Origin of the sequence: Propionivibrio limicola, from assembly GCF_009469695.1 — a bacterium.
GTDB lineage: Bacteria > Pseudomonadota > Gammaproteobacteria > Burkholderiales > Rhodocyclaceae > Propionivibrio > Propionivibrio limicola.
The window spans coordinates 67932-90802 of record NZ_SSSR01000010.1 but is presented as its reverse complement, the minus strand read 5'-3'; the positions used below and the strand labels follow the sequence as shown (position 1 = coordinate 90802).

Here is a 22871-nt window from a genome sequence, read left to right as displayed (position 1 = left end):
GAAAGGCTGGCATTCATACGCGCAGAATCCTCGCCGCCTCCTCTGATGCCTACCGGGAGTCCATCCTTGGACTCGGGTAGGTTTGATGCGATTGCCCTGGTAGAGAGGCAGCGCCCAAGACGTAGCAGATGCATTTCATGTTAGCATATGCCAATAATTAAGGGCGGCATGCGCTTCAGCGCTGCGTATCCTGGTCTTTGGGGGGAAATAATGGCATTAGCTTTCAGTGAAACGGCGGCCAGACACGTTCTGGATTGTTTGCAAAACCGGGGGCGTGGGCTTGGAATCCGCCTTGTCGTGGTGACTTCAGAGTGTTCCGGCATGGCTTATCGGCTGGTTTTCGTCGACGAAATCGAGGAAAACGACGTGGTGTTCGATAGCCATGGCGCGAAAATATACGTTGATACAAAATCACTGGTTTTTCTCGATGGGGCCGAGATCGATTATGCGGAGGAGGGCGACCAAGCCGGTTTTTCCGTTCGCAATCCTAATGCCCGGAGTGTGTGTGATTGCGGCGATAGCTTCGCCGTATAGACTTTGTCGAGTTTTTGACCGAACCAATCTGTGAAGGACCTTGCCATGTCAGCCGTCTTGCGTTTATTTCTCTTGTCTTTGCTCATGTTCGGCGCATCGTTGGCGCATTCGGCCGACGTTCGTTTCAACGGCGTGAAGCCTGCCGTCATCATTGACGTGCGGACGCCGCAGGAGTTTGCCGCTGGCCATGTCGACGGCGCGGTGAATATCCCTTATGACCAGATTGATCAAGGCATCGCGTCCCTGAAGGGGCTGAAAAAAGACAGCACGATCCTGCTGTATTGCCACAGCGGGCGACGTTCCGCGATCGCGCGTGAGACGCTCGCCGACAAGGGGTTCAAGCAGGTCATGAACGGTGGCGCCATGACTTCCGTAATGCAGAATCTGAAAACGTGTTCAGCAAAGGCGTGTTGAACCGAAAAGCCGCTTTGCGAATTTTTATCCATTGATGAGGCCTATCCCATGATCGTTCAATTGAGAACAAGCTCCGAACTCAAAGCAGCCCGTGAGCTGATTGAAAGCAGCGACCTGACCTATGAAGAAGGTTTCGACGCGATTATCGGCATCTACGAAGACGAGGAACTGATTGCCGTCGGCACTCGCTCCGGGAACACGCTCAAGATGGTAGCGGTTTCGCCGGCCCATCAGGGCGGCTCGGTATTCGTCGAACTGGTCAGCGCACTGGTGATGAACGGACGCGAAGCAGGATATGAATCGCTCTTCGTCTTTACCAAGGCGGAATATGCGCTGGCATTTGAATCGTTGAACTTCACCCTGCTGGCAAATCAGGGACGGATTGTTCTCCTGGAGTACGGCAAGGGCTTGAACAACTGGCTCGAAGCGAACCGCTCTCTGCTCAAATCGGGCGTCAATGGCGCGGTCGTCGTCAATTGCAACCCGTTTACGAATGGACACCGCTATCTGATCGAAAGCGCGTCGAAGCTGGTGGATAACCTCTACGTCTTCGTCGTTCGCGAAGATCGCTCCGTCTTTCCCTTCGACGTGCGCTTCCGCCTAGTCAAGGAAGGTGTGCGCGACCTTGCCAACGTCACCGTGCTCGATACCTCGCGCTATATCGTCAGCAGTTCGACTTTCCCGACCTATTTCCTGAAGAAGAACGATCCGATTTCGCGTATCCAGATGGAACTCGACGTCACGCTGTTTGCCTCGAAGATCGCCCCCTTCTTCAATATCACCAAACGTTTTGTCGGCACCGAGCCGAACTGTCCTCTGACCGGCGGCTACAACGAAACAATGCTGCGCATCCTCCCCGTCTACAACATCGATCTCACCGTTGTCGAGCGCAAGCAGGCATCCAAAGGGGTGATCAGCGCGTCGACGGTGCGCGAACTGGTCGGCAAGAACGACATGGCGCTGTTGGCAGAATATGTGCCGCCAACGACTTATGCCTTCCTGACCAGCGATGAAGCCGCTCCGATTCGCGAAAGGCTGCAAAACGACTACCGGAACAAGTCGCTAACGGGGTGCTGAGAAAAATTGCTGCCGCAAGTCTTTAAAGCATAAAGGCAAGCAAGGGGCGCATTAGGGAATCGGTTACGGATTCCGGTGCGCCCCTCTTTTTACTCCCGGTTATGTTCTTATAAATTCTGGTTCTATGCCCCCACATGGCCGATGCTAAGATGCGACGCTTTCATTACAACACGCTGCATCGGGAGAATTCATGAAACTGGAAACCCTTGCCGTTCACGCAGGCTATAGCCCGGAAGCCACTACCAAGGCGGTTGCCGTCCCAATTTACCAGACCACCTCGTATTCTTTCGACAGCACGCAGCACGGTGCCGATCTGTTTGACCTCAAGGTGCCGGGGAATATCTACACCCGCATCATGAACCCCACCCAGGATGTGCTGGAAAAACGCGTCGCGGCCATCGAGGGCGGCATCGCCGCGTTGGCGCTGTCATCGGGGCAGGCGGCGATAACGTATGCCGTGATGACGATCGCCGAGGCGGGCGACAACATCGTGTCCGCGTCGACGCTCTACGGTGGGACGTACAACCTGTTCGCGCATACCTTGCCCCAGTACGGCATCTCCTGCCGGTTTGCCGACTATCGCGCGCCCGAGAGCTTTGAAAAGCTGATCGACGAAAAGACAAAGGCCATTTATTGCGAGTCGGTCGGAAACCCGCTGGGCAACATCACCGACTTTGAAAAGCTGGCCGATATCGCACACCGCAATGGCATCCCCCTGATCGTCGACAACACCGTTCCGTCGCCGTACCTGTGCCGGCCTTTCGAACACGGGGCGGATATCGTCGTCCATTCGCTGACCAAATATATTGGGGGGCACGGCAATTCAATCGGCGGCATGATCGTCGATAGCGGGAAGTTCCCATGGGCCCAGCACAAGAACCGTTTCAAGCGCCTGAACGAGCCAGATGTGTCGTATCACGGCGTTGTGTATACCGAAGCGATGGGCGATGCCGCCTTCATCGCGCGTGCCCGTGTTGTGCCGCTCCGCAATATGGGCGCGGCCATTTCCCCGTTCAATGCATTCCTGATTTTGCAGGGGCTTGAAACGCTGCCGTTGCGGATGGACCGTATTTGTGAAAACTCGGTCAGGATCGCGCAGTTCCTGCAAGGTCACGAAAAGGTGTCGTGGGTCAATTACGCCGGGCTTGCCGATCATGCGGACAACGCACTGGTCCAGAAATACATGGGCGGGAAAGCCTCTGGCGTGCTGACCTTCGGCGTCAAGGGCGGGCTCGAAGCCGGTGGGCGCTTCCAGGACGCGTTGAATCTCTTCACCCGTCTGGTGAATATTGGCGACAGCAAGTCACTGGCTTGCCACCCGGCGTCGACAACGCACCGGCAGCTCTCTGCCGACGAGTTGAAAAAAGCTGGCGTATCTGAGGATATGATCCGTCTTTCGATCGGCATCGAACACATTGACGATCTGATCGACGATCTGGCGCAGGCGCTTGCCGCGGCCTGACAGGTGATAGATCGGGAGGAGGGCGTCGCCTTCCTCTGCCAGGATCGACGAATTGCTGTCGGTGCCGGAAATCTGTCTCCGTAAATGCATTCTTTCAATGGCTCTGCCGTTATAGTGCGGATTGCGTGCGTTTGGCTTTCTATCATCGTATTCGACTAACTTCAGCACTCGGTCATCGATAAATAAACCTATGGGCTTTGTCTTTTTTCATCTTCTCGCTGATCGAAATCTGAGCCCGGCCGCCGTTCTGCTGGAGGTCGCCGATCATCTTTCGGATGAGCAAAGTGCGGACTTCGTGTCGTCTCGACTTCCCGCTTTTGCGGCCAGTTTTCCTTGTCTGATCGACAATGACCACGCCTGCCAGATGCCACCGGAGGCACTCGCTGCGCTTGAGTGCGCAGGTGTTCGGACAATCGGCTGCGATCTGATTTTCCATTCTGACGAGGCGTCGAAGCCAGTTTTCCCGCTTAAGGCCGAATGGATGGCCGGGAGCTGGTATCTCGCGCCTCCCGTGAGACTCTCCGGAACGCCGACGGCATCGCGTACGCTCTCCTTGAGGCTGTTGCACCTGGTGGCGACGGACGCGGATACGCATGAGATCGAGGCGATTTTCCGGGAAGACCCGGTGCTGGCCTATCATCTGCTCCGCCTCGTCAATTCACTTGGCGTTGGCGTGGGGCGGCACATATCGAGTTTTTCGCAGGCCATCATCATTCTGGGGCGGCAACAGCTCAAACGCTGGCTCAACCTGATGCTCTTCGCCGCGAACATGAATGATTACCGGGCGGGGATGTTGATGGCGCGTGTTACCGTACGCGCGCGCTCGATGGAGCTGTTGGCGGCTCTGCTCGGTCGCGACCGTACCGTGCAAGAAGCCGCTTTTATGTGCGGCATGTTTTCATTGCTGGGCGTCCTGTTCGGGATGCCGCTAGCCAGTGTTCTGGCGCCCTTGAAGTTGAATGAATCGATTGCCGCTGGGGTTCTTCGTCATGACGGCACGCTCGGGCAATTGCTCAAGATTGTCGAAGGAGTCGAGCAGGGGCGTTCCGACGCGATCAGACCGTTGCTCGAGACAGCGAATATCGGTGACCGGGATCTGAATGAAATAACGCTGGCAGCGCATGAGTGGATGCTGAACGTGATTCGGGACAAGCAGAGCGACTACGATGGCTGACACACGCATCCGGCGATGTTTTGAACTTTGCAGCCGACTTCGCGCTGGCTTGGGGGACGGCTTCCATTCCCGCCTTGACGAGCTTGAGCGTGAGTTGCAAAGCCTGCAGGACGAGTGTTTGATCGCACCGCTCAATCGCAAACGCTCATTGCTCACCGGTGTCGCGGCACAAGAGCCGGTGGTGGTCATGGATATGGCCGGGTATCTGACGGATTGGAACCGTGGCGCCGAACTCCTGTTTGGCTATTCCGCCGAGGAGGCCATCGGCCAGCACATCCTGTTTTTGTATGCGGATAACGATGCTGCACACGGAGCCGAAATCCACGAATTGTTTCTCGATCACGGCAGTTCAACGATCGAGGTGCGGCGCCGCAAGAAATCCGGCGAAACGTTTCGCGCCAATCTTTCGCTAAGACACATTGTTGATGATTGCAATGACACGGTTGGCATGGCGCTGCATTTTTCCGAGGTTGAGGACCGGCTTTCCGCAGAGGACAAGCTACGGCTTCACTCCCGGATCATCGAGGACAGCGAGGAAGGGATTCTGATCACCGATGCGGATGAGCGCATCGTTTCGGTGAATTCTGCATTTTCCCGGATTACGGGGTACTCTGCGAAAGAGGTCATCGGCGAAAGGCCAGATTTCTTGTCTTCCGGCACCAACGAGGCCGATCTGCAGTCGAAAATCCGTGCTGCCATACAGGGCGAGGGCGCTTGGCATGGGGAGATCGTTAGTCGAAGAAAAAACGGCGAGCTTTTTCCGCACTCGGTGACCGTCGGTGCCGTTCGCAACGAAGACGGCCTGATTTCCCATGCATTCTCCATCTTCACCGATGTCAGCCTGCTGCGTGCGGCCGAAAAACGCATGCAACAGCTGGTTAACTATGACAGTCTGACCGGTTTGCCCAACCGCACGTTGTTCCACCAACTGGTCGATGAAGCCTTGTTTTCGCCGCGACACGGGAATCAACCCGGCGCTCTTTTGGTGATTGACCTGAACCGCTTTGCTTCATTCAACGACATGCTTGGGCATGATGTCGGTGATGAGTTGCTGCGACAGGTTGGGCAGCGATTCCGTCATGCACTCCGACCCGAAGACATTCTGGCCCGATTCGGCGGCGACGAATTCGTGGTGGCGCTGGTAAATACCCACCAAAAACAGCATGTTGCGCTTGTCGCGGAGAAGCTGTTGGCTACGCTGGCGCAGCCATTCTCAATTCAGGCGCATGCCCTGTACGTTCAAGCCAGCATCGGCATCGCCGTTTTTCCGGAGGATGGTCAATCCACTCCTGTTTTATTGCGTTTTGCCGACGTGGCAATGAAGCGACTCAACAAGAATACCGAATCCGGTTACTTGTTCTACAGCCCGGAAATGAACGTGCATGCCAAAGAGCAGTGGCAACTGGAAAGTGAATTGCGCCGGGCCTTGCGAGGCAATGAGCTCTTCTTGCACTACCAGCCGAAAGTCAGTCTGCGCAGCGGCCGCATTGTCGGGGCCGAAGCGCTTGTTCGATGGGAGCATCCCGAATACGGTTTGATTTCGCCGGGAAAGTTTGTGCCCCTGGCCGAAGAAATCGGGCTGATGAGCGAACTGGGCGGCTGGATTTTTGACGAAACGTGCCGGCAGATCCGTCACTGGCTGGACGTCGGCTTCGAGTTCATCCCCATTGCGGTCAATGTTTCTGCCCGGCAGTTCGACGATCAACTCCCCGACCACCTGCAAGCCTCTATTGACCGTTACGGCATTCCTTCCGAGCTGATCAAGCTCGAAATTACAGAAAGTCTGCTGCTTCGGGCGCCGGAAAAGATCATCCCGATCATGAACAGACTGGTCGCACTGGGGTTCAGCCTGTCATTGGACGATTTCGGGACGGGGTATTCCAGCCTGGCTTATTTGAAGCGATTCCCGATTACCACGCTCAAGATTGATCGCTCGTTCGTGGTCGGGGTGCCGGGCGACGCAAACGACTGTGCCATAGCGCAGGCGATCGTCACGATGGGTAAACAACTCCGGCAGGAAATCGTTGCCGAAGGCGTCGAAACGCGGCAGCAGATGAACTTTCTTCGTGACTTGGGCTGCGATCAATTGCAGGGCTATCTTTTCAGCCCGCCGGTTTCGGCAGAAGCGTTCGCGGAAATGGTACGAGAGGGCGTAAGGCTGCCACTGTAGGGCAGGGGGAGGAATCGCCCCCTCAGAAAAGGCCGGCCCAGAAGAAAAAATTGGCAGCTGCTTGAACAGCCTGCCAACCTTTGTTCGACGAGTTTGCTTAAACCTTGTACTTGGCCAGAGCTTCCGCGATTTCGTGACTCATCGTGGTCATTTGATGCACGGCCTCGGCCGTGCTTTCGGCGGCGGCCGTATTGCGTTCAGTCATTTGCGCGATCTGCTCGATGCGTTGAGAGATGGAGGTGCTGGCCGCGCTTTGCTCACGGACAGCCTCTGAAATCTCTTCGACGGCACCGACAACGGTATTGGATCCATCCTTGATTTCGTTGATGGACTTGCCGGCCAGTTGGGCGTTCTCCACGCCCGCTTCCACCTCTTGTACGGCCCCCGCCATGCTATTTACCGCCAACTTGGCGCTGTCTTGCATTTGGCTGAGGAGCGTCGAGATTTCCTGTGTCGATTTAGACGTACGCTCGGCGAGTTTCCTCACCTCATCGGCCACGACAGCAAAGCCCCGTCCTTGTTCGCCGGCACGAGCCGCTTCAATCGCCGCATTCAGCGCCAACAAATTGGTCTGGTCGGCGATTTCCTTGATGATATTGGCGACGGAGGAAATGCTTTCGCTGTCATGACGCAGGGCATCAATGCGTGTCGACGCCTCGCGCACTGATTCGGAAATCGTCTGAATCCCGTTTACGGTCGACAGAATCACCTCGGCCCCTTGATCCGCCATGATCCGCGATTCCTGCGTGTGCTGGCTGGCATCTTGGGCCTGGGTGGCAACCATCGAGATACTGACCGTCAGTTGCTCGATGGCGGCTGCCATTCCCGAAGATGCGTCACTTTGGGCAAGGGAATTCTCCGCGATTTCCTTCGAAGTCTTGTCGACCTCTCCCGTTATTTTCACCATGCGGGCTGCGGCTGCCTGGATTTCGGCGAAACTGGTGCGAAGTTTCGTCAGCAATTCGTTATAGGCCTGCAACGTAACGCCAATCTCGTCGTGCGATTCGACAACGATCGAATCAGTAAAATCGAGATCGGTCGAGGTGCGCGTAATCGCCTTTTGCATGACACGCATCGGGCGAATGATCGACCGGCCCAGCATGAAGCCCAAGACGCCGATAAGGCTGACCCCCGTAAGAGCCGCTACCAGCGTGATTGTCAAGGTGCGAGTGAATGCGGCTTTGGCCGTCATGGCGACACCATCGACATTGGCGGTGTTGATTTTTACCAATCGATCAAAAGACTCGGACAGGCGTTGATGGAGCGGCCCGACGTCTCGTTGAATCATTTCAAGGGCGAGCTGATTCTCGCCAGACCCGGCTAAACCGTTGATTTGTCTTAGTCTGCTAACAAAAGCAACGAGACTGAATTTCGCTTCCTCAAGCGCTTTTTTTTCATCCTCGTTGGTGATTTTTTCGGAATACGTATTGAGATCTTTGAGCAGGTTCTTGTTGCCGTCGTCGATCTTTTTTTCCAAGGCGCTGCCGCGCTCGGCATCAGCCGTGCTGGCGCGTTCGTAAAGCTCGGTAATCAGCGAAAGATAGTTGGAGCGCATCTGGCTGACGCTCTGAAGCGCAGGAACAGAGTTGCCGGCAATTTCTTCCATGTTGGCATTGACCATCCTCAAGCCATACAAGCCAAAGATCGACACCGCCGCTGAAGTAACCATGGAAATGGCAACCAGAAGCCCGATTTTCCTGCTGATCAACATATCGAAACACCCCCTTTAGTTCTACGTACCCACCCAATTAACGTTCTTGTGCTTGTCGGCCGTTAAGCTCGACAAGAGTGACGAAGGCTAGCCTATCAGCGACGCCGACGCAATTGCCCGGAAATCAATTTCGACGAAGAGACGTAGCTTTTTTTCAGTTTGTTGATTCTTCGTCTGTTTGGGTTTTAGATAAGCGGATAATTTGTATTATGTTAAATTACAAAACGAATCACGAATTGGATAAAAGCAACTTGCGATACGCTAACCACCTTTCTTCGGCCCTTCTGTTACGCGGATTAGCTAAAAAACGACACAACAAACGCAGTTCCTCCTGATCGACGCCGACTTCATCCAGAAGCCGGCGTTTTTCTTTACCGATCTTGCGGTAGTAACGACGCACCCCCGCCGAATCCCATGAACGACGATAACGCAGAAACCAATAAAGATTCCGAAGATCACCAGACCAATCAGGCATTACAAGCCCCAAAAAATGAAAAGCAGATTTTATAGATTTTTTGCGCGCCCCCTGTCCCGCTTCGCGGGTTGGCTGGACGGCGCACGATGAATCCGTGCTTGCCCTTCGGGTGATCGCTGGACGCGATCATCGACGCCAACGCGAGACAGGGGGCACGACATCTAACGAAGGTGAATACCGGACGCGCCGGTTTTATCGAGAGGAACGAAAAAGCCAAAACAGACGAAAGCACCGGCGCTTCGCGCCAGTTAGCGAGGCTGCGCCTCGGTGCTGTTTCCTGCCTGAAACGCTCAGCGCGCCATCAGCCCTTTTCGCTTGCCCATCGCCCTTCCGATATTAGAAGGCAAGCAACAAATCACGCCAGCCCTTCGGGTTCCCTCCATTCCGCTTCGCTCCATTCCGGCTGTCATGCTTTCTTGCGAGCCATGAAAAGAAGGTTCGCCAGAGGCAAAACGAGTTCGGGCGACCCTTCGGGGCAAGCGAAAAGGGCAGACGGCGGATAAAGCGGGGTTCTACAGGCAGGAAACAGAAACCAACGCGGGGTCGCTCAAGGGCTCCGGTGGATTTGAAAGGCAAAAACCATGAGATTTTCGAGGGCATACCAGATGAAGGCAGAGTTCCGGGAGCGCCAAAGCGCTTTCGACTTCGCTACGGTCGCCCTCGCCGTTCTCGATGCCGCAATCGAGACGAAAAAACGGCTTAAGTCTATGCTCAAAACGGCCCGACTCGGTTGGCACACAATCGTAAAATCACCATTCAAGAAGCCGCGCCAACTGGTACTTGAACTAAACAGCCTCGCGCAGATTCCAATGTTCCAGTGATAGACTCGCGCCCATGGAATTCACTCTGAGCAAACACGCCGAAGACGCCATGAAGGAACGGGAAATTGACCGCACATGGGTCCAAGCAACAATGGATGATCCGCAACTGGTGGAACGACACGAGAACGATCCGACTCTAATTTACGCTTACCGGCGAATCCCGGAATTCGGAAACCGTATTTTACGAGTGGTCTACAATCAGACCAAACAGCCGCCGCATGTCGTGACGGTTTATTTCGACAGAGCAGCGAAAGGCAAATTATGAGATTCGATTACGACCCAGAAGTGGATGCACTCTACATCCGGCTAAATGAAACAAAGAAAATCATTGAATCCGAAGAGGTGCAGCCGGGAATTATTCTTGATTTTGACGACAACGGAACCGTTATTGGCGTCGAAGTGCTTAATGCAAGCAAACGCGAGTCATCGCCGGAGCCAATCGCCAAAGCAGCCTAATTCTTGCGACCACACAAAAAAGCCCGGTTTTCCGGGCTTTTTTGTCAAATACTCAAAAGAAAATGCCCCGCAAGCAAGATCCCTCTTCCTCTTCTCGTCATGCCGGATCAGGTGCGGCATTCGCCGTCTTGCCGGAGTCGCCCTCTTTCTTGGCGTCCTTACCGGTCTTGCCCTTATTCTCAAAAATAGCCACCTGAGGAGCATCACAAATAACCCAAGTCGCCCAATCACCATAGCGCACCTGAGCGGCGCAGCCAGTGCCGGTCTTAACCTCATAGCCAAGATATTGCAGTTCTTCGCCCGTTACATCGGACACACGCTGACCGTTTTGCGCCACAACAAACTGATAGAAGCTCTTCCCACGAGCAACCATCCGACCAACCAAATGCAAGGTACGACCGGCGTACGGATGGCCTTCCGGCTCTGGATTGGCCGCAACAGCAAGAGATACGTTGGCGGCTGGCGCATCGGTAGCCGGTACGGCCCCGATGGACGGTAAAGGCGTCGGGGCTGCCGAGACCATAGGATCACCCTCTCGCTTTACAATTTTCGACCGCTTGCCATCTTCAGAAAGCTTGGTTTTCATCGGGTTAGGGAAACCCCCATTCACAACCAGCACGCCAACAAACAAAATCAAGCAAAACGCCGCACCAAGGAACGGCCAACGCTTCCAGATCGGCACAATATCCTCGGCGGCAAGTTCGGCACCGCCACCGCGAGTATGACTTTTGTATAGGCCGAAATAACGCTTCTGGTATTCCCGGATAGACGTATTGACGACCTCGCCGCGCACACCGTCTTGAACTTTACGGATGTATTTTTTGGCGCTGCCAAAGGCTGTTGCCTTCTTGACCCGGTAACAGACTTGCACCAGATCAATAACCGACTTGGAAACCTTCCCGTAAGACTGCGTAATCAAGAGCACGTCCGCCGATTCGTGCCGATGCAGGGAAAACCACTCTTCAACAGCAATCTTTGTAGTGGTTCGAGGTAAAGCAAGATGGCATTCGTCAATTACGTAGAGCGGCCCCGATCCAGTCTCAGGATGCCGCCATTCGTCGCCGTAGTCCTCTGGATGAGCAAATGGACGATCAACCCAATATTCGGTTTTAGCCGCGATACCAAACTTTTTATAAAGACTTTCCGCTTTATCCCAATCCTTTTCGGGCTTCACCGCTTTCGTTTTAATACGAATTTCAATCAAATCGAGATAGCACGCATCAAGCTGGGCGATGCGTTCCAAATCCAACGGAAGATTCGTGATGACCTTCCGACCTTTCGCAAGGGCCGGCAGAATGTGATACACAACCGCTTCATACGACTTGCCGCCACCGGGAGGACCGAGCAACAAGTTAATCATATTCCGAATCCTCGTCCTCGTCGAAATCTTCGCAGTAATCCAAATTCATCAGCTTCCCAACCTAGTAAAGGGGATCAATTGCAGCACCAAGCGGATGCCGATGGCCGAAGCGATGATGCCCATTGCGTAGCCGAAGCCAATAAGCCCCATGATGTTGAGCACTTCCGCTGGCACCGCCGACCACCACGAACCAAGAGACTGCATCCCGGACACATCAATAGCACCGATCGCGCTGGCGGTAATACTGAGCACCTGTTCGAGACACCAGCAAAGCAAATCCTTGCCCATATCAAACAGCGAGACGAAACAGGCAACGAACAACTTGCCTATCCATTCCAGTGCCGCCGCGATCTTTGCGAGAAGATAGGTAAATCCTTGCGCCAAAGCAGCCATCGCTTAACCCCCGAAGATCAAAGCGCGAGCGAGAATCAAAGACCCGATGATCGTAATCGCTTTAAGAAACGGCCAGATCATGCATGGCGGGGAAATATCGAATGTCCCGTAGTTCATATTCGGACCGAGATTGGCGGACAGCCTCCAGACGGGACACGTACCGGAATCTATACCCGTCGGCGCAAATACTTGTGGAAGGCTGAACAACGGAGTGGCCTTAATGGCTTCGATGTTTTCATTCCAGACACCGGTTAAACCATTAGGGTATTTCGGCTCGTAGAGCTTGGGCAATTCCGGAAGTTCGGTATCTGAAACGCTACTTTCAACGTCGGTTTCGGCCACATCTTCCGTCGTGGTAACGGTCGTTCCATCCGGCTGAGTCGTAGTCGTTGTGTCCTTCGCAGTAGTAGTCACCGTATCACCGTTGTAAACGTTGTAGACCGTTGTCGTAGTCGTCGTCGTGTTATTGACGGTCTGATTATTAATAGTAGTACTGGTCGTGGTGCTAACCGGGTTGGATGTAACCGATGCCGGACCATTAACAACCGGGCTATCCGTTTCCATTGGCAAATTATTATTTACGGCTTGTTGCGCAATCTCTTGCGACTGCTCAGGCGTAATACCGGGGGCAATGGCATCAGCGACAACCTCTTCCGAAACCGGCCCCGTAGCGACTTGCTTGGTACAGGTCGTTGTATCACCCTCCCGGAGATAACCATCAGGACAAACAAACTTTTTACAAACACCATCACCAAAATAAAAATAATCCGTCGGACATTCGTTATGCTCAGGAATCAATTCGATAACATCTTTTGTAAACCCCGGCGAACATTGTGAACAACGATATAAATGCTCCTGCACCGTGCCGGTTGGACACGGCGACGAACTGTTATAAAGAGTCTGGCCCGGACCTTTACAAGACACCGCATCCGGTCCGTCAACAAATGACGCCCACACATCAGTAGTGCGCGAATGGAACTGTTTCGGAACACTAATTGCAGGCGCGTCAATGTATTGACCTACAACGCTACTCGGCTGCTCCTTGTAACGACAACCGCTATAATCGCATTCGTAACCCGCCGCATCAATAAGAGCCGAAATGCCAGCTTCAGCCGCCATACCGACAACTGTACCAGTTAACGTCCCAACCGCTAGACGAGCCAAAACGCCCTTTCCAACAGCCCGACCAACGTTATATGGCACCGAAACAGGAATTTTACCGCCTGAAATAGTCGTCGGAATAGAACCTGAAATGATTGCGCCTGTAGCCGTACCTGTTACAGAAGGAACACCCGGAAAACGTACCGTTTGCACGCGCCCCGACGAATCGCGAATAAGAGCCGTTAGACCATCCGCAGAAGTCCATATAGCCGCATGAGCATAATTACTCATTAAAAAACCCGACAGCACGATGCCGAGCAGGAGATAAACAAGGTTTCGAAGGTGCCGCATTACTGCCCCCGCATCCCGAACAGAAAAGCAAGAGCACTCATAGCCCCGATTACTGCAATCAACGACCAAAACAGAGCTACGAGTGCGCCGGTCATGGCATTAGCCCTTCTTAACGCCACGCTTGCCGAGATCAATACCCTTGAAGGCCATCGCAATACCGATAACAGCAACACCCGTAGCAGTAACAAACGCAAGAACGGTCGTGAAATCAACAGCAGCGAAAATATCAGCCATTTGTACAACTCCTTAAAAGCCGGGAATGCGCCCCGGTGCGCTTCCGCAAAATGCGAAACCTGTTAGGCCTTGCGAATGATGGTCTTTGCCGCGCCAACGCAATAGCCGAAAAACCACATAAGAATTACAGAACCGAAACCCCACGACCACACGACAAGAATAGTGGCAGCGTCGATGCCGAGCAGGGCATAATCTGCCTCTGTCATATCCGAAAGCTCCGAAGAACGAAGGAATCATTATGGGAATTCAAGACCGCGACTATGTACGTGCCCGGAAACTGGACTACACAAGCAAGTACGATAAAAAGCCCGGAACGCCAAAGACCAACCACATCGAGGAAGAAAAACAGCCCTCCTTCTGGTACTACCTGTTTTGGGGCTTCGTGCTGACCGTGCTTTGGCGTGTTTTCAAGCATTACGATCCTTTTTGAGTTCGCGTTCTAGCCGATTGCTAACCAAAAACAGCCCGCTAAAGACCGCGCCGCCAAAGAAAAACGCGAGAAACAAATAGAGAAGGCGTTCGATCATTTGCAAATTGCACATATCACGCCGCCTCCTGAAGTCCGAACCACCATCACAACCTCTCTTCTTCCCAGAAAGAATGAATCTCATACGGACCATCGAGATTCAGAAGAGCGGTTTCGTGGGCGCATTCAAGATCCGGCGCCCTCCCCGCCTCTTTCAGCGAACGCGTGAGGTACAGATCAAGATGCAGAAACATTCCTGTTTCCTTGTCTTGAATCACGTACACACGCCGCAGTTCGGGTGTCATGGCTTAGCCCTATTTCTGCGGCTCAGTCCTTGCAACCGGCTTGAAATCAACACATTCCGCGCCCTTGGTTGTAAGTTCAATTTCAAGCTCCGCCATGATCGGGAAGGGAAGCCCTTTAATTTTCTGAAACTCTTCTTCTTTGCCGTATTTCATCGGCGTAACGTTAAAACCGGCTTCGGTCCCAGCTTTCTTGCTGACCGGCATCACGACATAAAGCGTCGTTGAGTCGTAATTCGTTCCTTCAACTTCACCCTTGAAGCCTTTACAGCCGAGCACTTGATAACGTTGCAGCATGGTTTTTTCTCCTGAATGATTGATGCGTGGTTTCCCGTTGATCGCGTCTATGCCATCCACATGGCGTCGACAACATCTTTGGGCAGGTAATAGCGCTCTTGCTCATGGATGGATTCACCAGCCGTTTGCCAGAACGGAACTTTCATTCGTGCCGGTATCGCGTCACGGATGATTTTTTGGATGACCACATCAGCGTTTTCTTCGATGGCCATCATTACGTTGATCGCTGGCCCGCACTGACGCTTGAGCCAATCAACAATCGACTTGTAGGTGATTTCAGTTTTCTTCTGAGTGGTGACGATTCGTTCCTGATGCTCAGATATCCAGCCAAATGCCGGATAAGCCGCTGCCAAATAACGACCGGGATACAGAAGAATTTCGAATTCGAGCAGGCGATTGACTGCCTTCATTTCAACTTCGATGCGTACCCACTCGCTGTTTTTGTCACCCAGCTGGCGACCCTTTTCATAGATTCGGGCAAATTTGCCGTTTTCTCGTTTGCCGATATAAAGCGTTCGACCCTTGCCAGTTGGGCGTTTCCAATTGCCGCGATACTCATGATTCGGATTTCGACCACCGGTATTGAACAAACCAGCGTCAAAATCAGCATCAGCCCGATCAACAGAATAGGTCGCACCTTGATAATCATCGTGCGCCAGATCAACGCGAGTCAGCTTCGCCCTGGTACCGCACTGCTTGGAAAGGAAGTCATAAAGCCGTTGCTCCCACCCTTCCCGCGCTGCTGCACAACCTTCGCCGGAGATCATCACCAGAACGGTATCGCGCTGACCCCCATGGCAAACCATGCCGTAGGCGTCACCAAGAACGTAGGAACGGTGATAAAAGTTCGCGCCCGCGTCTCTTTGCTTGGTTATGCCATAACCCAAAATTTCCTTGAGCCTACAAGACACCCGATCAATAAACTGTTCATCCGTGACCGGAACAAGGCCAAAAAAGAAATCCGATTCGTCGGTTGTGAAATTGACCCAATCCAAGAAGGCTTCGGAACCTCCCCACGTTCTCCGCGCCGGAATTTCAAGAATTTTTCCGTCTTCCAGAACGAGGGTGGCGGCAATCGTTTTGCGCGTTTCTTCGGACTTTCCCCCCCTGTTAGTAGCGGGGGCAGAAGCGGCAGCCGCCGACACTACCCCGCAAGCGGGGGCCCCTTCGGCGGCTGCCGCTCTGAAAGTGCGAATGTTCGCTTCCGCTTGTGCGCGAGTAGCCAGAACACTTTGGTAAATATCCGAAAGCTCAGTTTCAGAGAGCCGAGCCAAATCAAGAGACGGAGCCGAAGGAACACGTTTCATTCGGACACCTGAAAAGACGGACAGACGCGGAAGACGTCGGCGTTTTTGAGCTTGGCAAAAACAGAGCAATCGACGACTTCAGGAAGCTGGCGCAGCTTGAGGGCGTGGAAACAGTCAGAGCAGCGAACCGGAACGGCTTCGCGCCTTGTGCCGGTTCTTGATGTTGATATGAATAAATGTAAAGCCATCGCCGCCTCCGATTGCATATCCCCAAATCGGGGATAACGGAGCGCAGACTATCCCCGATTTGGGGACGTTGTCAATCCCCAAATCGGGGATATACTGAAAAAAAGGAGCGAGCTATGACCAAAGTTATAGAACTACTGGACGCAGTAAAAAAGGCTAAAGGAATCGAAACAAACTACGCACTTGCAAAAGCCCTTGAACTGCCGACACAAAGGATAAGCGACTACTACAAAGGAAACAGATTTCCCGACGCAACCGCTTGCCTACAAATTGCCAAAGCCCTTGGAATGGAATTTGGCAGAGTCTCAGCCATCGTTCAACTAGAAGCCGAGAAGGACGAGAAAAAGCGGGGTCTTTGGGAAGATTATTTTAAAAGCATAGGAGGATATGCAGCCAGCATTGCGCTGGCGACAATCGTCACATCCATTATGACACCATCACCCGCCGAAGCAGCACCGACTATCAAATCAATTGAGAATGATTTGTATTATGTTAAATTACAAAACGAATCACGAATTGGATAAAAGCAACTCGCGATACGCTATCCAACTTTCTTCGGCCCTTCTGTTATGTGGGTTAGCTAAGAAACGACACAACCCACGAGCGACGATAACGCAGAAACCAATAAAGCTTCCGAAGCTCACCAGACCAATCAGGCATTACAAGCCCCAAAAAATGAAAAGCAGATTTTATAGATTTTCACTCGTTTGGAATGCGGAAAAGTGGTTTTGGGGCAACGACCCAAAATTATCGAGAGGAACGAAAAAGCCAAGACAGACGAAAGCGCCGGCGCTTCGCGCCAGTCAAATACCACCGGCAAAGCCGGTGGTTTGTCGTGAATCTCCTTTTTCTCTTGGCAGAGATCAGAAATTCACGCCTACCGTCGTATAGGTCAAACCTTGGTGAGTCCCCCGGCAGGCGTAATCCGCCGATTCGCCGAAACGGCGGCCGTCAATAAAGAACAAACCCTGACCAGTGCGCTTTCGTTCTCGGCTAGTCGAGCCAGCAAGTGATCCGGCGCGTGCGCCGATGACAGCGTGTGCGAAGCAGCCAGCGCCTTGCCATGCTGCTCCATTTGATCGGCACTGAACAACTCGGATCGCAACGGTGATTCTTCGGTTGATTTCTGCGACCAAGCGGTGTCGCCAAGTTGCGTCTGCAACTGCCTCAAATATTCGGTGAGATTCACGGCGGAGTTCAATTCGAGGCATCCTTTCCCGGAACCATGGTGTTACTCAGGTGCGATCCCCCCTGCGAGTAGATGCCAAACGAGAGGTCCGGCAGCCACTCGCATTCCAGCAACGACTACTTGATCCTCATGTCGTTCTTGACGGATTTCACACCGCTGACACTGCGCGCCACTTCAACGGCCTTGTTGGCGGCGGCTTGGGAGATAACGAAGCCACTCAGCTGAACCACGCCCTTGAAGGTCTCGACATTGATTTCAGCGGATTTCAGGTTGGGCTCATTGAAAATGGCCGCCTTGACCTTGGAGGTGATGACGCTGTCGTCAACATACTCACCCGTGCCCTCTTGCTTCGACGTCGACGCGCAGCCCATGAAGGAGACCAGGGTCACGGCCAGGAAGAATGCAGAAAGATATTTAACAAGTTGTTTCATGATTGATTCTCCTGAGGTGATAGACATCAAGCTTATTTCCAGCGAAACGTGGATAAAGCCAAACTCAGGGTAAGCACGGGGGAATTCTCTGTCGGTTCGCTAGCGCACATAGCGCAAGGAGCCGACGATGCTGGTACCGTATTTGTATTGATTTCTCACCCCGACGACCTTTCACCGCTCCTTTGTGGGGTAACGAACAGAAGCGCCACAGCGTTCGTCGTAGCGTACGGCGGACACAGGTGCCGATGTCGTCTTGAGCCCCGCCGATAAGCCGCCAAGCCACTCTTGCCTGTTATTCCATCAACCGTTTATCGATCGAGAGACACGAGATGAAAACGAAGAGAGAGTTTGCACACAAATCCGAAGGCAGACACGAACAACATGTGGTTGCCGATGCGGGTGATTTCAACGCACAACGGATGCAGCCGCAGTCGGAAATCAAAGCCAAGCAAGAATCCGGAAACAGGCCAGAGGGCAATTACGAGTACGAACAAATGGTTGCAGAAGAAGCGAATTTCGACACCAAACACATGATTGAAGAAGCCGCCTTTTTTATTGCCGAAGGACGTGGCTTTGCTCCAGGAAAGGAGCTGTCCGACTGGCTCCAGGCCGAAATCGATATCCACAATTGCTTGCAGAAAGCGATGATTGAGCGCCGCAAGGAAGCCCCCGCCTCGTAATCAACTCGATATCAGCCCCCTTGGCCCATCCGCGTCGTCGTGTAGATGTGCCACACCGCAATGAACATCGCCGCGATCGCCGGGCCCACGACGAAGCCGTTGATGCCCAGCACCGCCATGCCGCCAAGGGTTGTCATCATCACCACGTAGTCGGGCATGCGCGTATCCTTGCCCACCAGCAGCGGCCGCAGCAGATTGTCGACCAGGCCAATCACGAGCACGCCGTAAGCGGTCAGAGCAATGCTCTGCCAGATGGCACCCGTCACAAAGAAGTAAATCGCAACGGGTAGCCACACCAACCCAGCGCCAACGGCCGGCAGCAGCGACAAAAAAGCCATCAGCACCGCCCACAGCAAGGCCCCGGGAACTTCGAGAAACCAGAAGGCGACGCCCCCCAGCGCTCCCTGGATGGCCGCCACCAGCAGATTGCCCTTGACCGTCGCACGGATCACGGTGGCGAATTTTTCAAACAACTCCTGCTTGTGCGCAGGCATGAGCGGGATCGCACGCCAGACGGCGTTCACCACGGCATCGCCGTCGCGAATCAGGAAGAACGCGAGGTAAAGGGTAATGAAAAGGTGGGCAACAAAACCAAAGGTGATCTGACCGATGCTCAGCGCCTGTGTCGCAAAGAACTGGCTGGCCGCCACCAGTGCAGCGGACAACCGGCGTTGCAGAGTGGAGAAGTTGACCAGTCCGAAGCGGTCGAGCAGCGCCGTCACCCAGTCGGGCAGCGCATTGAACACCCCGCGGAAGCAGCGCGCCGGATTCAATTCCCCCGACTGCAGTTGCTCGTAGACCACCGCCGCTTCGCGCGCCAGCGACGCGGTGATGAGCGCAAACGGAAGAATGACGATGAGCAGCACGAGCAGCAGAGTCAACAACGCCGCCGGCGTGCGCCGCTGATTCAGCCACGTCAGCAGTCGGCGGTACACGGGGGTAAAAAGCAAGGCGATGATAGCCCCCCACAGAATCACCCCATAGAACGGCAGCAAAATCCAGCCGAACGCGAGTGAAACGGCGACCAGCAGGAGCAAAATCGCTCTTTTCTCAAGGTACTCGGAACCGTTTTTATCGAAGGAATTCATCAAATGGCTCGTTGGCGTGTATTGATCGACGCAATGCTGCAAAGTGATGAGGTATTCATTCGGGCAGGCTGCGCCAGCCCTGGATCGCGTGTCTGTGCGCTAGCGAACACATCCGAAAACCAAGAGCCGCTCAAGATTTTCTCAGGCAAGACACGTGCCGCGCGAGAAAACCAGCGCTATGTGCGTCAGCGTACCGATCCAGCGAGGAATCCGGCGTTTATGTGCGTTATCGAACAAACAGGTAAAGCCGCTTCATCTACCTTTGGCGTTGCCCATGAAAAATCCGTCGAATTCGCTCGCCGCAATCACTCAGCCGACGCCACAAACGCTGGCGCTATCGTGCGCGTGGACCGCACGCCGCATTGGCGAAATCGGGATGCCCGGGGCGCAATTCGAAGCATTATCCGTACCAGAAAAATCGGAGATGATCGTCGACGGCGCAGGTATCGAGGCGCTCGATACCGCAGGCGCTTGGGTTTTAAACAAACTGCTGCACCAACTGCGTAGCAAAGGTGCTGGGGTGCAGCTACAAGGATTGCGCCGAAAACGCCGAAGACTGGCCGCCCACTGCGAACGAAACCCCGACACGCACGCAGGACTGATGAGGCGGCTCCATCCCGACTCAGGAATGGGATGCCATAAAATCATTTGAACTTGTAATTCCGGCCAATCCAACCTATAAAAATTATTCGAAACATGCGTTGCGTAGGGATTGCGGCCACGCCCAGGGCAATTCGCAAAAACAGGGTTTCCCCGCTTTTTTTCACGACTATCACCGCGTCTGGCGTGCATAGACGTGGCGTGCGCTGCAGGCAGCGCTGGCGTAAAGAGGACAATTTTTCGAACCAAATAATAAGAACGGGGAGATTCATCATGTCTGACGCGTATCCACCTCACCCATGCCAGAACCACCTTCTCGCCGCTCTGCCGGCAAACGATTACGCACGTCTATTGCCACACCTCGAAGCGGTTCCGATGCCATTCGGTCATGTGCTCTACGAATCCGGCATGCCGATGCGCTATGTCTACTTTCCCGCCACATCCATCATATCCCTGCTCTACGAGATGGAAGATGGCCGATCGGCCGCGATCGCTATCGTCGGGAACGAGGGGCTGGTCGGCGTCGCCCAGATCATGGGCGGCGAAACCACCCCCAGCCGGGCTGTCGTGCATAGCGCCGGCGAGGCCTATCGGCTGCCGGCGGCGGTACTGATGGACGAGTTCGAAAACCATGCTTCGACGCAGCATCTGTTGCTGCGCTACACCCAGGCGCTACTGACGCAAATAGCACAGACAGCGGTGTGCAACCGCCATCACACACTGGAGCAGCAGCTCTGTCGTTTGCTGCTGCAGCAACTTGATCGTTTGTCCGCCGACGAATTTACCCTGACGCAGGAACTGATCGCCAACATGCTCGGCGTACGTCGCGAGGGGGTTACCGAAGCCGCCTGCCACTTGCACAAGGCCGGTCTGATCGAGTACCACCGAGGCCATATCACCGTGCTCGACCGTCAGGGCTTGGAAGCGCGCGTCTGCGAATGCTACGCGGTGGTCAGGCGTGAGTTCGCCCGCCTGCTCCCGGAGCTGGTCACCGGAGCTGGTCACCGGAGCTGGTCACCGGAGTCGGTCACCGGAGTCGGTCACCGGAGTCGGTCACCGGAGTCGGTCACCGGAGCTCCGCAAGCCGTAACCCCGCACTTCCCCCTTCAGTCAGATACCACTAAAGCAACCGCTCCAACAAGCGGCTCCCCCATTCCTTGATCCGTAGCATGGGAGACCGACGCTCCCAACGCTCCAGATCAATGGCTTCAGATGCTTCGAGATTTTTGGTAAACATGGCCTGCATCTGCTGGGCAAATTCGCGCCCGAGAATCACCGCGTTGATTTCATCGTTATCGAGGAAGCTGCGCCAATCCAGATTGGTCGAGCCAACGCAGGACCAGACGCCATCGATGAACACGGTTTTGGAATGCAACAACTGCCCGCGCCGCTCGTAGATTTTCACGCCGGCCTTGAGCAGCGTCGAATAGTGCGAACGGCCGGCGTGAAAGACAATTTCAGAGTCGGAATGGCCTGGCAGGATCATCTTTACCTCGACACCGCGTCCGGCCGCGTCGGTTAGCGCCTGCAGCAACTGGGGGTCGGGAACGAAATACGCCTGCGTAATGTGCACATATTTTTCGGCGTTGCCGATCGCCGAGATCAGGGTCAGGTAGATCAGGCTGTAGGGGTCGTCAGGCGTGCTGCCGATGGCGCGTACGATGTCCTTTCCCTGCGCTTCCAACGTGGGGAAATAGTCTTTCGCGGCCAACGGCTGGCCGCGCTGCTTTTCCCATGTTTCCATGAACAGTTTTTGCAATTCGCCGACCACCGGGCCTTCGATCTGCAGGTGGATATCGCGCCACGGAACGGCCTTTCCGGCTTCCGGCCGGAGCGGTCTGGCGCTCCGCCGGGGAATCGATCCCGATGAATAAACGCTGCTGATGTTGATCCCGCCGACAAACGCGATCTTTCCATCGACCACCAGCAATTTCCGGTGATCCCGGTTATCGATCAGCCAGGCTTTCTTGACCGTGAGCGGATTGAGCGGATTGAATTCGAGCACGTTGATTCCGCCATCCGTCAGCCGTTCAAAGAACGCCTTCGGCGTATTGAGTGCGCCGAAGCTGTCGTAGATCACGTTGACCTGAACGCCCCTGCCCTGCTGTTCCAGCAACACATCCGCGAATTGCCGCCCGATGTCGTCATCTTCAATGATGTAGGACTCCAGGTTGATATGGTCACGGGCTTTGCGGATCGCGGCAAACATCGCCGCGTAGGTTTCCGCGCCGTCCCGCAACAAGGTCACCTTGTTGCCGAGAATGAGCGGACTGCCGGTAATGGCCTGTTCCAGCACAATCTGTTTTTCCAGAATGTCGATGTCTCCTGATTTACGTTTGAGTTCGGCGAGGATCGCGGCGCTTTTCCCCGTAGAAAGCGAACCTCTCGCATTTTCGAAGCGGGCGGCCTGCCCGGTGTGCCGCTCGATGAGGGCGTCGGTATCGGGCAGCGTCGCACACCCGGTTTCTGTGACCAGACAGAACGCCACCACCACAGCAAATTTGAGCGTGTGCATCAGCATTTGCCTGCCTGTCAAAAAACAACGGCGCCAGACACCGGCGGTACGGGTGATGACAGTACCGCCAGCCGGAA

General features: G+C 54.3%; 27 protein-coding genes. 13 read left to right on the top strand and 14 right to left on the bottom strand.

Annotated elements, in window-relative coordinates; translation table 11 throughout:
• Positions 1-210 precede the first annotated feature (210 nt).
• From GH659_RS09000 to GH659_RS08985, 4 genes are all read left to right on the top strand, one after another.
• Positions 211-534, top strand: a complete 324-nt coding sequence (locus GH659_RS09000; RefSeq protein WP_153111067.1) for a HesB/IscA family protein — start codon at positions 211-213, stop codon at positions 532-534.
• Positions 535-564: 30 nt separating this feature from the next.
• Positions 565-948 (top strand): rhodanese-like domain-containing protein, encoded by a 384-nt coding sequence (locus GH659_RS08995; protein ID WP_211364176.1) that lies wholly within the window; start codon positions 565-567, stop codon positions 946-948.
• Between the two features lie 48 nt (positions 949-996).
• Positions 997-2025, top strand: coding sequence for a [citrate (pro-3S)-lyase] ligase (gene citC / locus GH659_RS08990; protein WP_153111065.1), 1029 nt, complete (start codon positions 997-999; stop codon positions 2023-2025).
• Positions 2026-2215: 190 nt separating this feature from the next.
• A complete protein-coding gene (locus GH659_RS08985) occupies positions 2216-3487 on the top strand; it encodes an O-acetylhomoserine aminocarboxypropyltransferase/cysteine synthase family protein (protein WP_153111064.1) in 1272 nt (423 codons plus the stop codon).
• 172 nt (positions 3488-3659) lie between these two features.
• Here GH659_RS08985 and GH659_RS14785 read toward each other — a convergent pair whose 3' ends face one another.
• Entirely contained in the window at positions 3660-3923 is a 264-nt protein-coding gene (locus GH659_RS14785) for a hypothetical protein (protein ID WP_170285854.1), read from the bottom strand.
• A gap of 75 nt (positions 3924-3998) precedes the next feature.
• Here GH659_RS14785 and GH659_RS08980 point away from each other — a divergent pair, with 75 nt between their 5' ends.
• Positions 3999-4661, top strand: a complete 663-nt coding sequence (locus GH659_RS08980) for an EAL and HDOD domain-containing protein (RefSeq protein WP_170285853.1) — start codon at positions 3999-4001, stop codon at positions 4659-4661.
• Entirely contained in the window at positions 4654-6831 is a 2178-nt protein-coding gene (locus GH659_RS08975; RefSeq protein WP_153111062.1) for a putative bifunctional diguanylate cyclase/phosphodiesterase, read from the top strand. Before GH659_RS08980 ends, GH659_RS08975 begins: the two co-directional genes overlap by 8 nt.
• 97 nt (positions 6832-6928) lie before the next feature.
• Here the strand turns inward: GH659_RS08975 and GH659_RS08970 are convergent, their stop codons facing one another.
• Together GH659_RS08970 and GH659_RS08965 are read right to left on the bottom strand one after the other, a co-directional pair.
• Complete coding sequence (locus GH659_RS08970) at positions 6929-8542, bottom strand: methyl-accepting chemotaxis protein (RefSeq protein ID WP_153111061.1); 1614 nt, start codon at positions 8540-8542, stop codon at positions 6929-6931.
• 229 nt (positions 8543-8771) lie between these two features.
• Positions 8772-9017 (bottom strand): hypothetical protein, encoded by a 246-nt coding sequence (locus GH659_RS08965; RefSeq protein ID WP_153111060.1) that lies wholly within the window; start codon positions 9015-9017, stop codon positions 8772-8774.
• An 834-nt stretch (positions 9018-9851) separates the two neighbouring features.
• Between GH659_RS08965 and GH659_RS08960 the strand changes: the two genes are divergently transcribed.
• Together GH659_RS08960 and GH659_RS08955 are read left to right on the top strand one after the other, a co-directional pair.
• The gene (locus GH659_RS08960; RefSeq protein ID WP_153111059.1) at positions 9852-10103 is read left to right on the top strand and encodes a DUF4258 domain-containing protein; all 252 of its coding nucleotides are present in this window, start codon (positions 9852-9854) and stop codon (positions 10101-10103) included.
• Positions 10100-10294: a DUF2283 domain-containing protein gene (locus GH659_RS08955; protein WP_153111058.1), complete on the top strand. Its 195-nt coding sequence runs from the start codon at positions 10100-10102 to the stop codon at positions 10292-10294. Before GH659_RS08960 ends, GH659_RS08955 begins: the two co-directional genes overlap by 4 nt.
• A 97-nt stretch (positions 10295-10391) precedes the next feature.
• Here the strand turns inward: GH659_RS08955 and GH659_RS08950 are convergent, their stop codons facing one another.
• The 4 genes from GH659_RS08950 to GH659_RS15105 form a co-directional block, all read right to left on the bottom strand.
• Positions 10392-11654 carry a zonular occludens toxin domain-containing protein gene (locus tag GH659_RS08950; RefSeq protein WP_153111057.1) on the bottom strand — a complete coding sequence of 421 codons (1263 nt, stop codon included), beginning with the start codon at positions 11652-11654 and terminating at the stop codon, positions 10392-10394.
• Between the two features lie 48 nt (positions 11655-11702).
• Positions 11703-12047, bottom strand: a complete 345-nt coding sequence (locus GH659_RS08945; RefSeq protein ID WP_211364175.1) for a DUF2523 family protein — start codon at positions 12045-12047, stop codon at positions 11703-11705.
• 3 nt (positions 12048-12050) lie between these two features.
• A complete protein-coding gene (locus GH659_RS08940; RefSeq protein WP_153111056.1) occupies positions 12051-13499 on the bottom strand; it encodes a hypothetical protein in 1449 nt (482 codons plus the stop codon).
• 99 nt (positions 13500-13598) lie between these two features.
• Complete coding sequence (locus tag GH659_RS15105; protein ID WP_281349725.1) at positions 13599-13733, bottom strand: hypothetical protein; 135 nt, start codon at positions 13731-13733, stop codon at positions 13599-13601.
• 238 nt (positions 13734-13971) lie between these two features.
• Here GH659_RS15105 and GH659_RS08930 point away from each other — a divergent pair, with 238 nt between their 5' ends.
• On the top strand, positions 13972-14163 hold the full coding sequence (locus tag GH659_RS08930) for a hypothetical protein (RefSeq protein ID WP_153111054.1): 192 nt from the start codon (positions 13972-13974) through the stop codon (positions 14161-14163).
• A gap of 143 nt (positions 14164-14306) precedes the next feature.
• Here GH659_RS08930 and GH659_RS08925 read toward each other — a convergent pair whose 3' ends face one another.
• Genes GH659_RS08925 through GH659_RS08915 form a run of 3 tightly spaced genes read right to left on the bottom strand, consistent with a single transcriptional unit; the run spans position 14307 to position 16105 of the window.
• Positions 14307-14504, bottom strand: a complete 198-nt coding sequence (locus GH659_RS08925; RefSeq protein ID WP_153111053.1) for a hypothetical protein — start codon at positions 14502-14504, stop codon at positions 14307-14309.
• A gap of 9 nt (positions 14505-14513) precedes the next feature.
• A complete protein-coding gene (locus GH659_RS08920) occupies positions 14514-14798 on the bottom strand; it encodes a hypothetical protein (protein ID WP_153111052.1) in 285 nt (94 codons plus the stop codon).
• A 47-nt stretch (positions 14799-14845) separates the two neighbouring features.
• Positions 14846-16105 carry a replication initiation factor domain-containing protein gene (locus tag GH659_RS08915; RefSeq protein WP_153111051.1) on the bottom strand — a complete coding sequence of 420 codons (1260 nt, stop codon included), beginning with the start codon at positions 16103-16105 and terminating at the stop codon, positions 14846-14848.
• A 302-nt stretch (positions 16106-16407) separates the two neighbouring features.
• On the opposite strand from GH659_RS08915, the gene GH659_RS08910 reads away from it, so the two are divergent.
• Positions 16408-16815, top strand: a complete 408-nt coding sequence (locus GH659_RS08910) for a hypothetical protein (protein ID WP_153111050.1) — start codon at positions 16408-16410, stop codon at positions 16813-16815.
• A 368-nt stretch (positions 16816-17183) separates the two neighbouring features.
• Here GH659_RS08910 and GH659_RS08905 read toward each other — a convergent pair whose 3' ends face one another.
• Complete coding sequence (locus tag GH659_RS08905; protein WP_153111049.1) at positions 17184-17480, bottom strand: hypothetical protein; 297 nt, start codon at positions 17478-17480, stop codon at positions 17184-17186.
• Between the two features lie 116 nt (positions 17481-17596).
• Positions 17597-17911, bottom strand: coding sequence for a BON domain-containing protein (locus GH659_RS08900; protein ID WP_153111048.1), 315 nt, complete (start codon positions 17909-17911; stop codon positions 17597-17599).
• A 329-nt stretch (positions 17912-18240) separates the two neighbouring features.
• On the opposite strand from GH659_RS08900, the gene GH659_RS08895 reads away from it, so the two are divergent.
• On the top strand, positions 18241-18591 hold the full coding sequence (locus tag GH659_RS08895; protein ID WP_153111047.1) for a DUF2934 domain-containing protein: 351 nt from the start codon (positions 18241-18243) through the stop codon (positions 18589-18591).
• Between the two features lie 11 nt (positions 18592-18602).
• Here GH659_RS08895 and GH659_RS08890 read toward each other — a convergent pair whose 3' ends face one another.
• Positions 18603-19679, bottom strand: a complete 1077-nt coding sequence (locus GH659_RS08890; RefSeq protein ID WP_153111046.1) for an AI-2E family transporter — start codon at positions 19677-19679, stop codon at positions 18603-18605.
• Between the two features lie 274 nt (positions 19680-19953).
• On the opposite strand from GH659_RS08890, the gene GH659_RS08885 reads away from it, so the two are divergent.
• Both GH659_RS08885 and GH659_RS08880 read left to right on the top strand, forming a co-directional pair.
• On the top strand, positions 19954-20331 hold the full coding sequence (locus GH659_RS08885) for an STAS domain-containing protein (protein ID WP_153111045.1): 378 nt from the start codon (positions 19954-19956) through the stop codon (positions 20329-20331).
• 221 nt (positions 20332-20552) lie between these two features.
• Entirely contained in the window at positions 20553-21440 is an 888-nt protein-coding gene (locus GH659_RS08880; protein WP_153111044.1) for a Crp/Fnr family transcriptional regulator, read from the top strand.
• On the opposite strand, the gene cls is transcribed toward GH659_RS08880, so the two are convergent.
• Positions 21400-22794 carry a cardiolipin synthase gene (gene cls, locus GH659_RS08875; RefSeq protein WP_153111043.1) on the bottom strand — a complete coding sequence of 465 codons (1395 nt, stop codon included), beginning with the start codon at positions 22792-22794 and terminating at the stop codon, positions 21400-21402. The genes GH659_RS08880 and cls overlap by 41 nt on opposite strands.
• Positions 22795-22871: the final 77 nt, after the last annotated feature.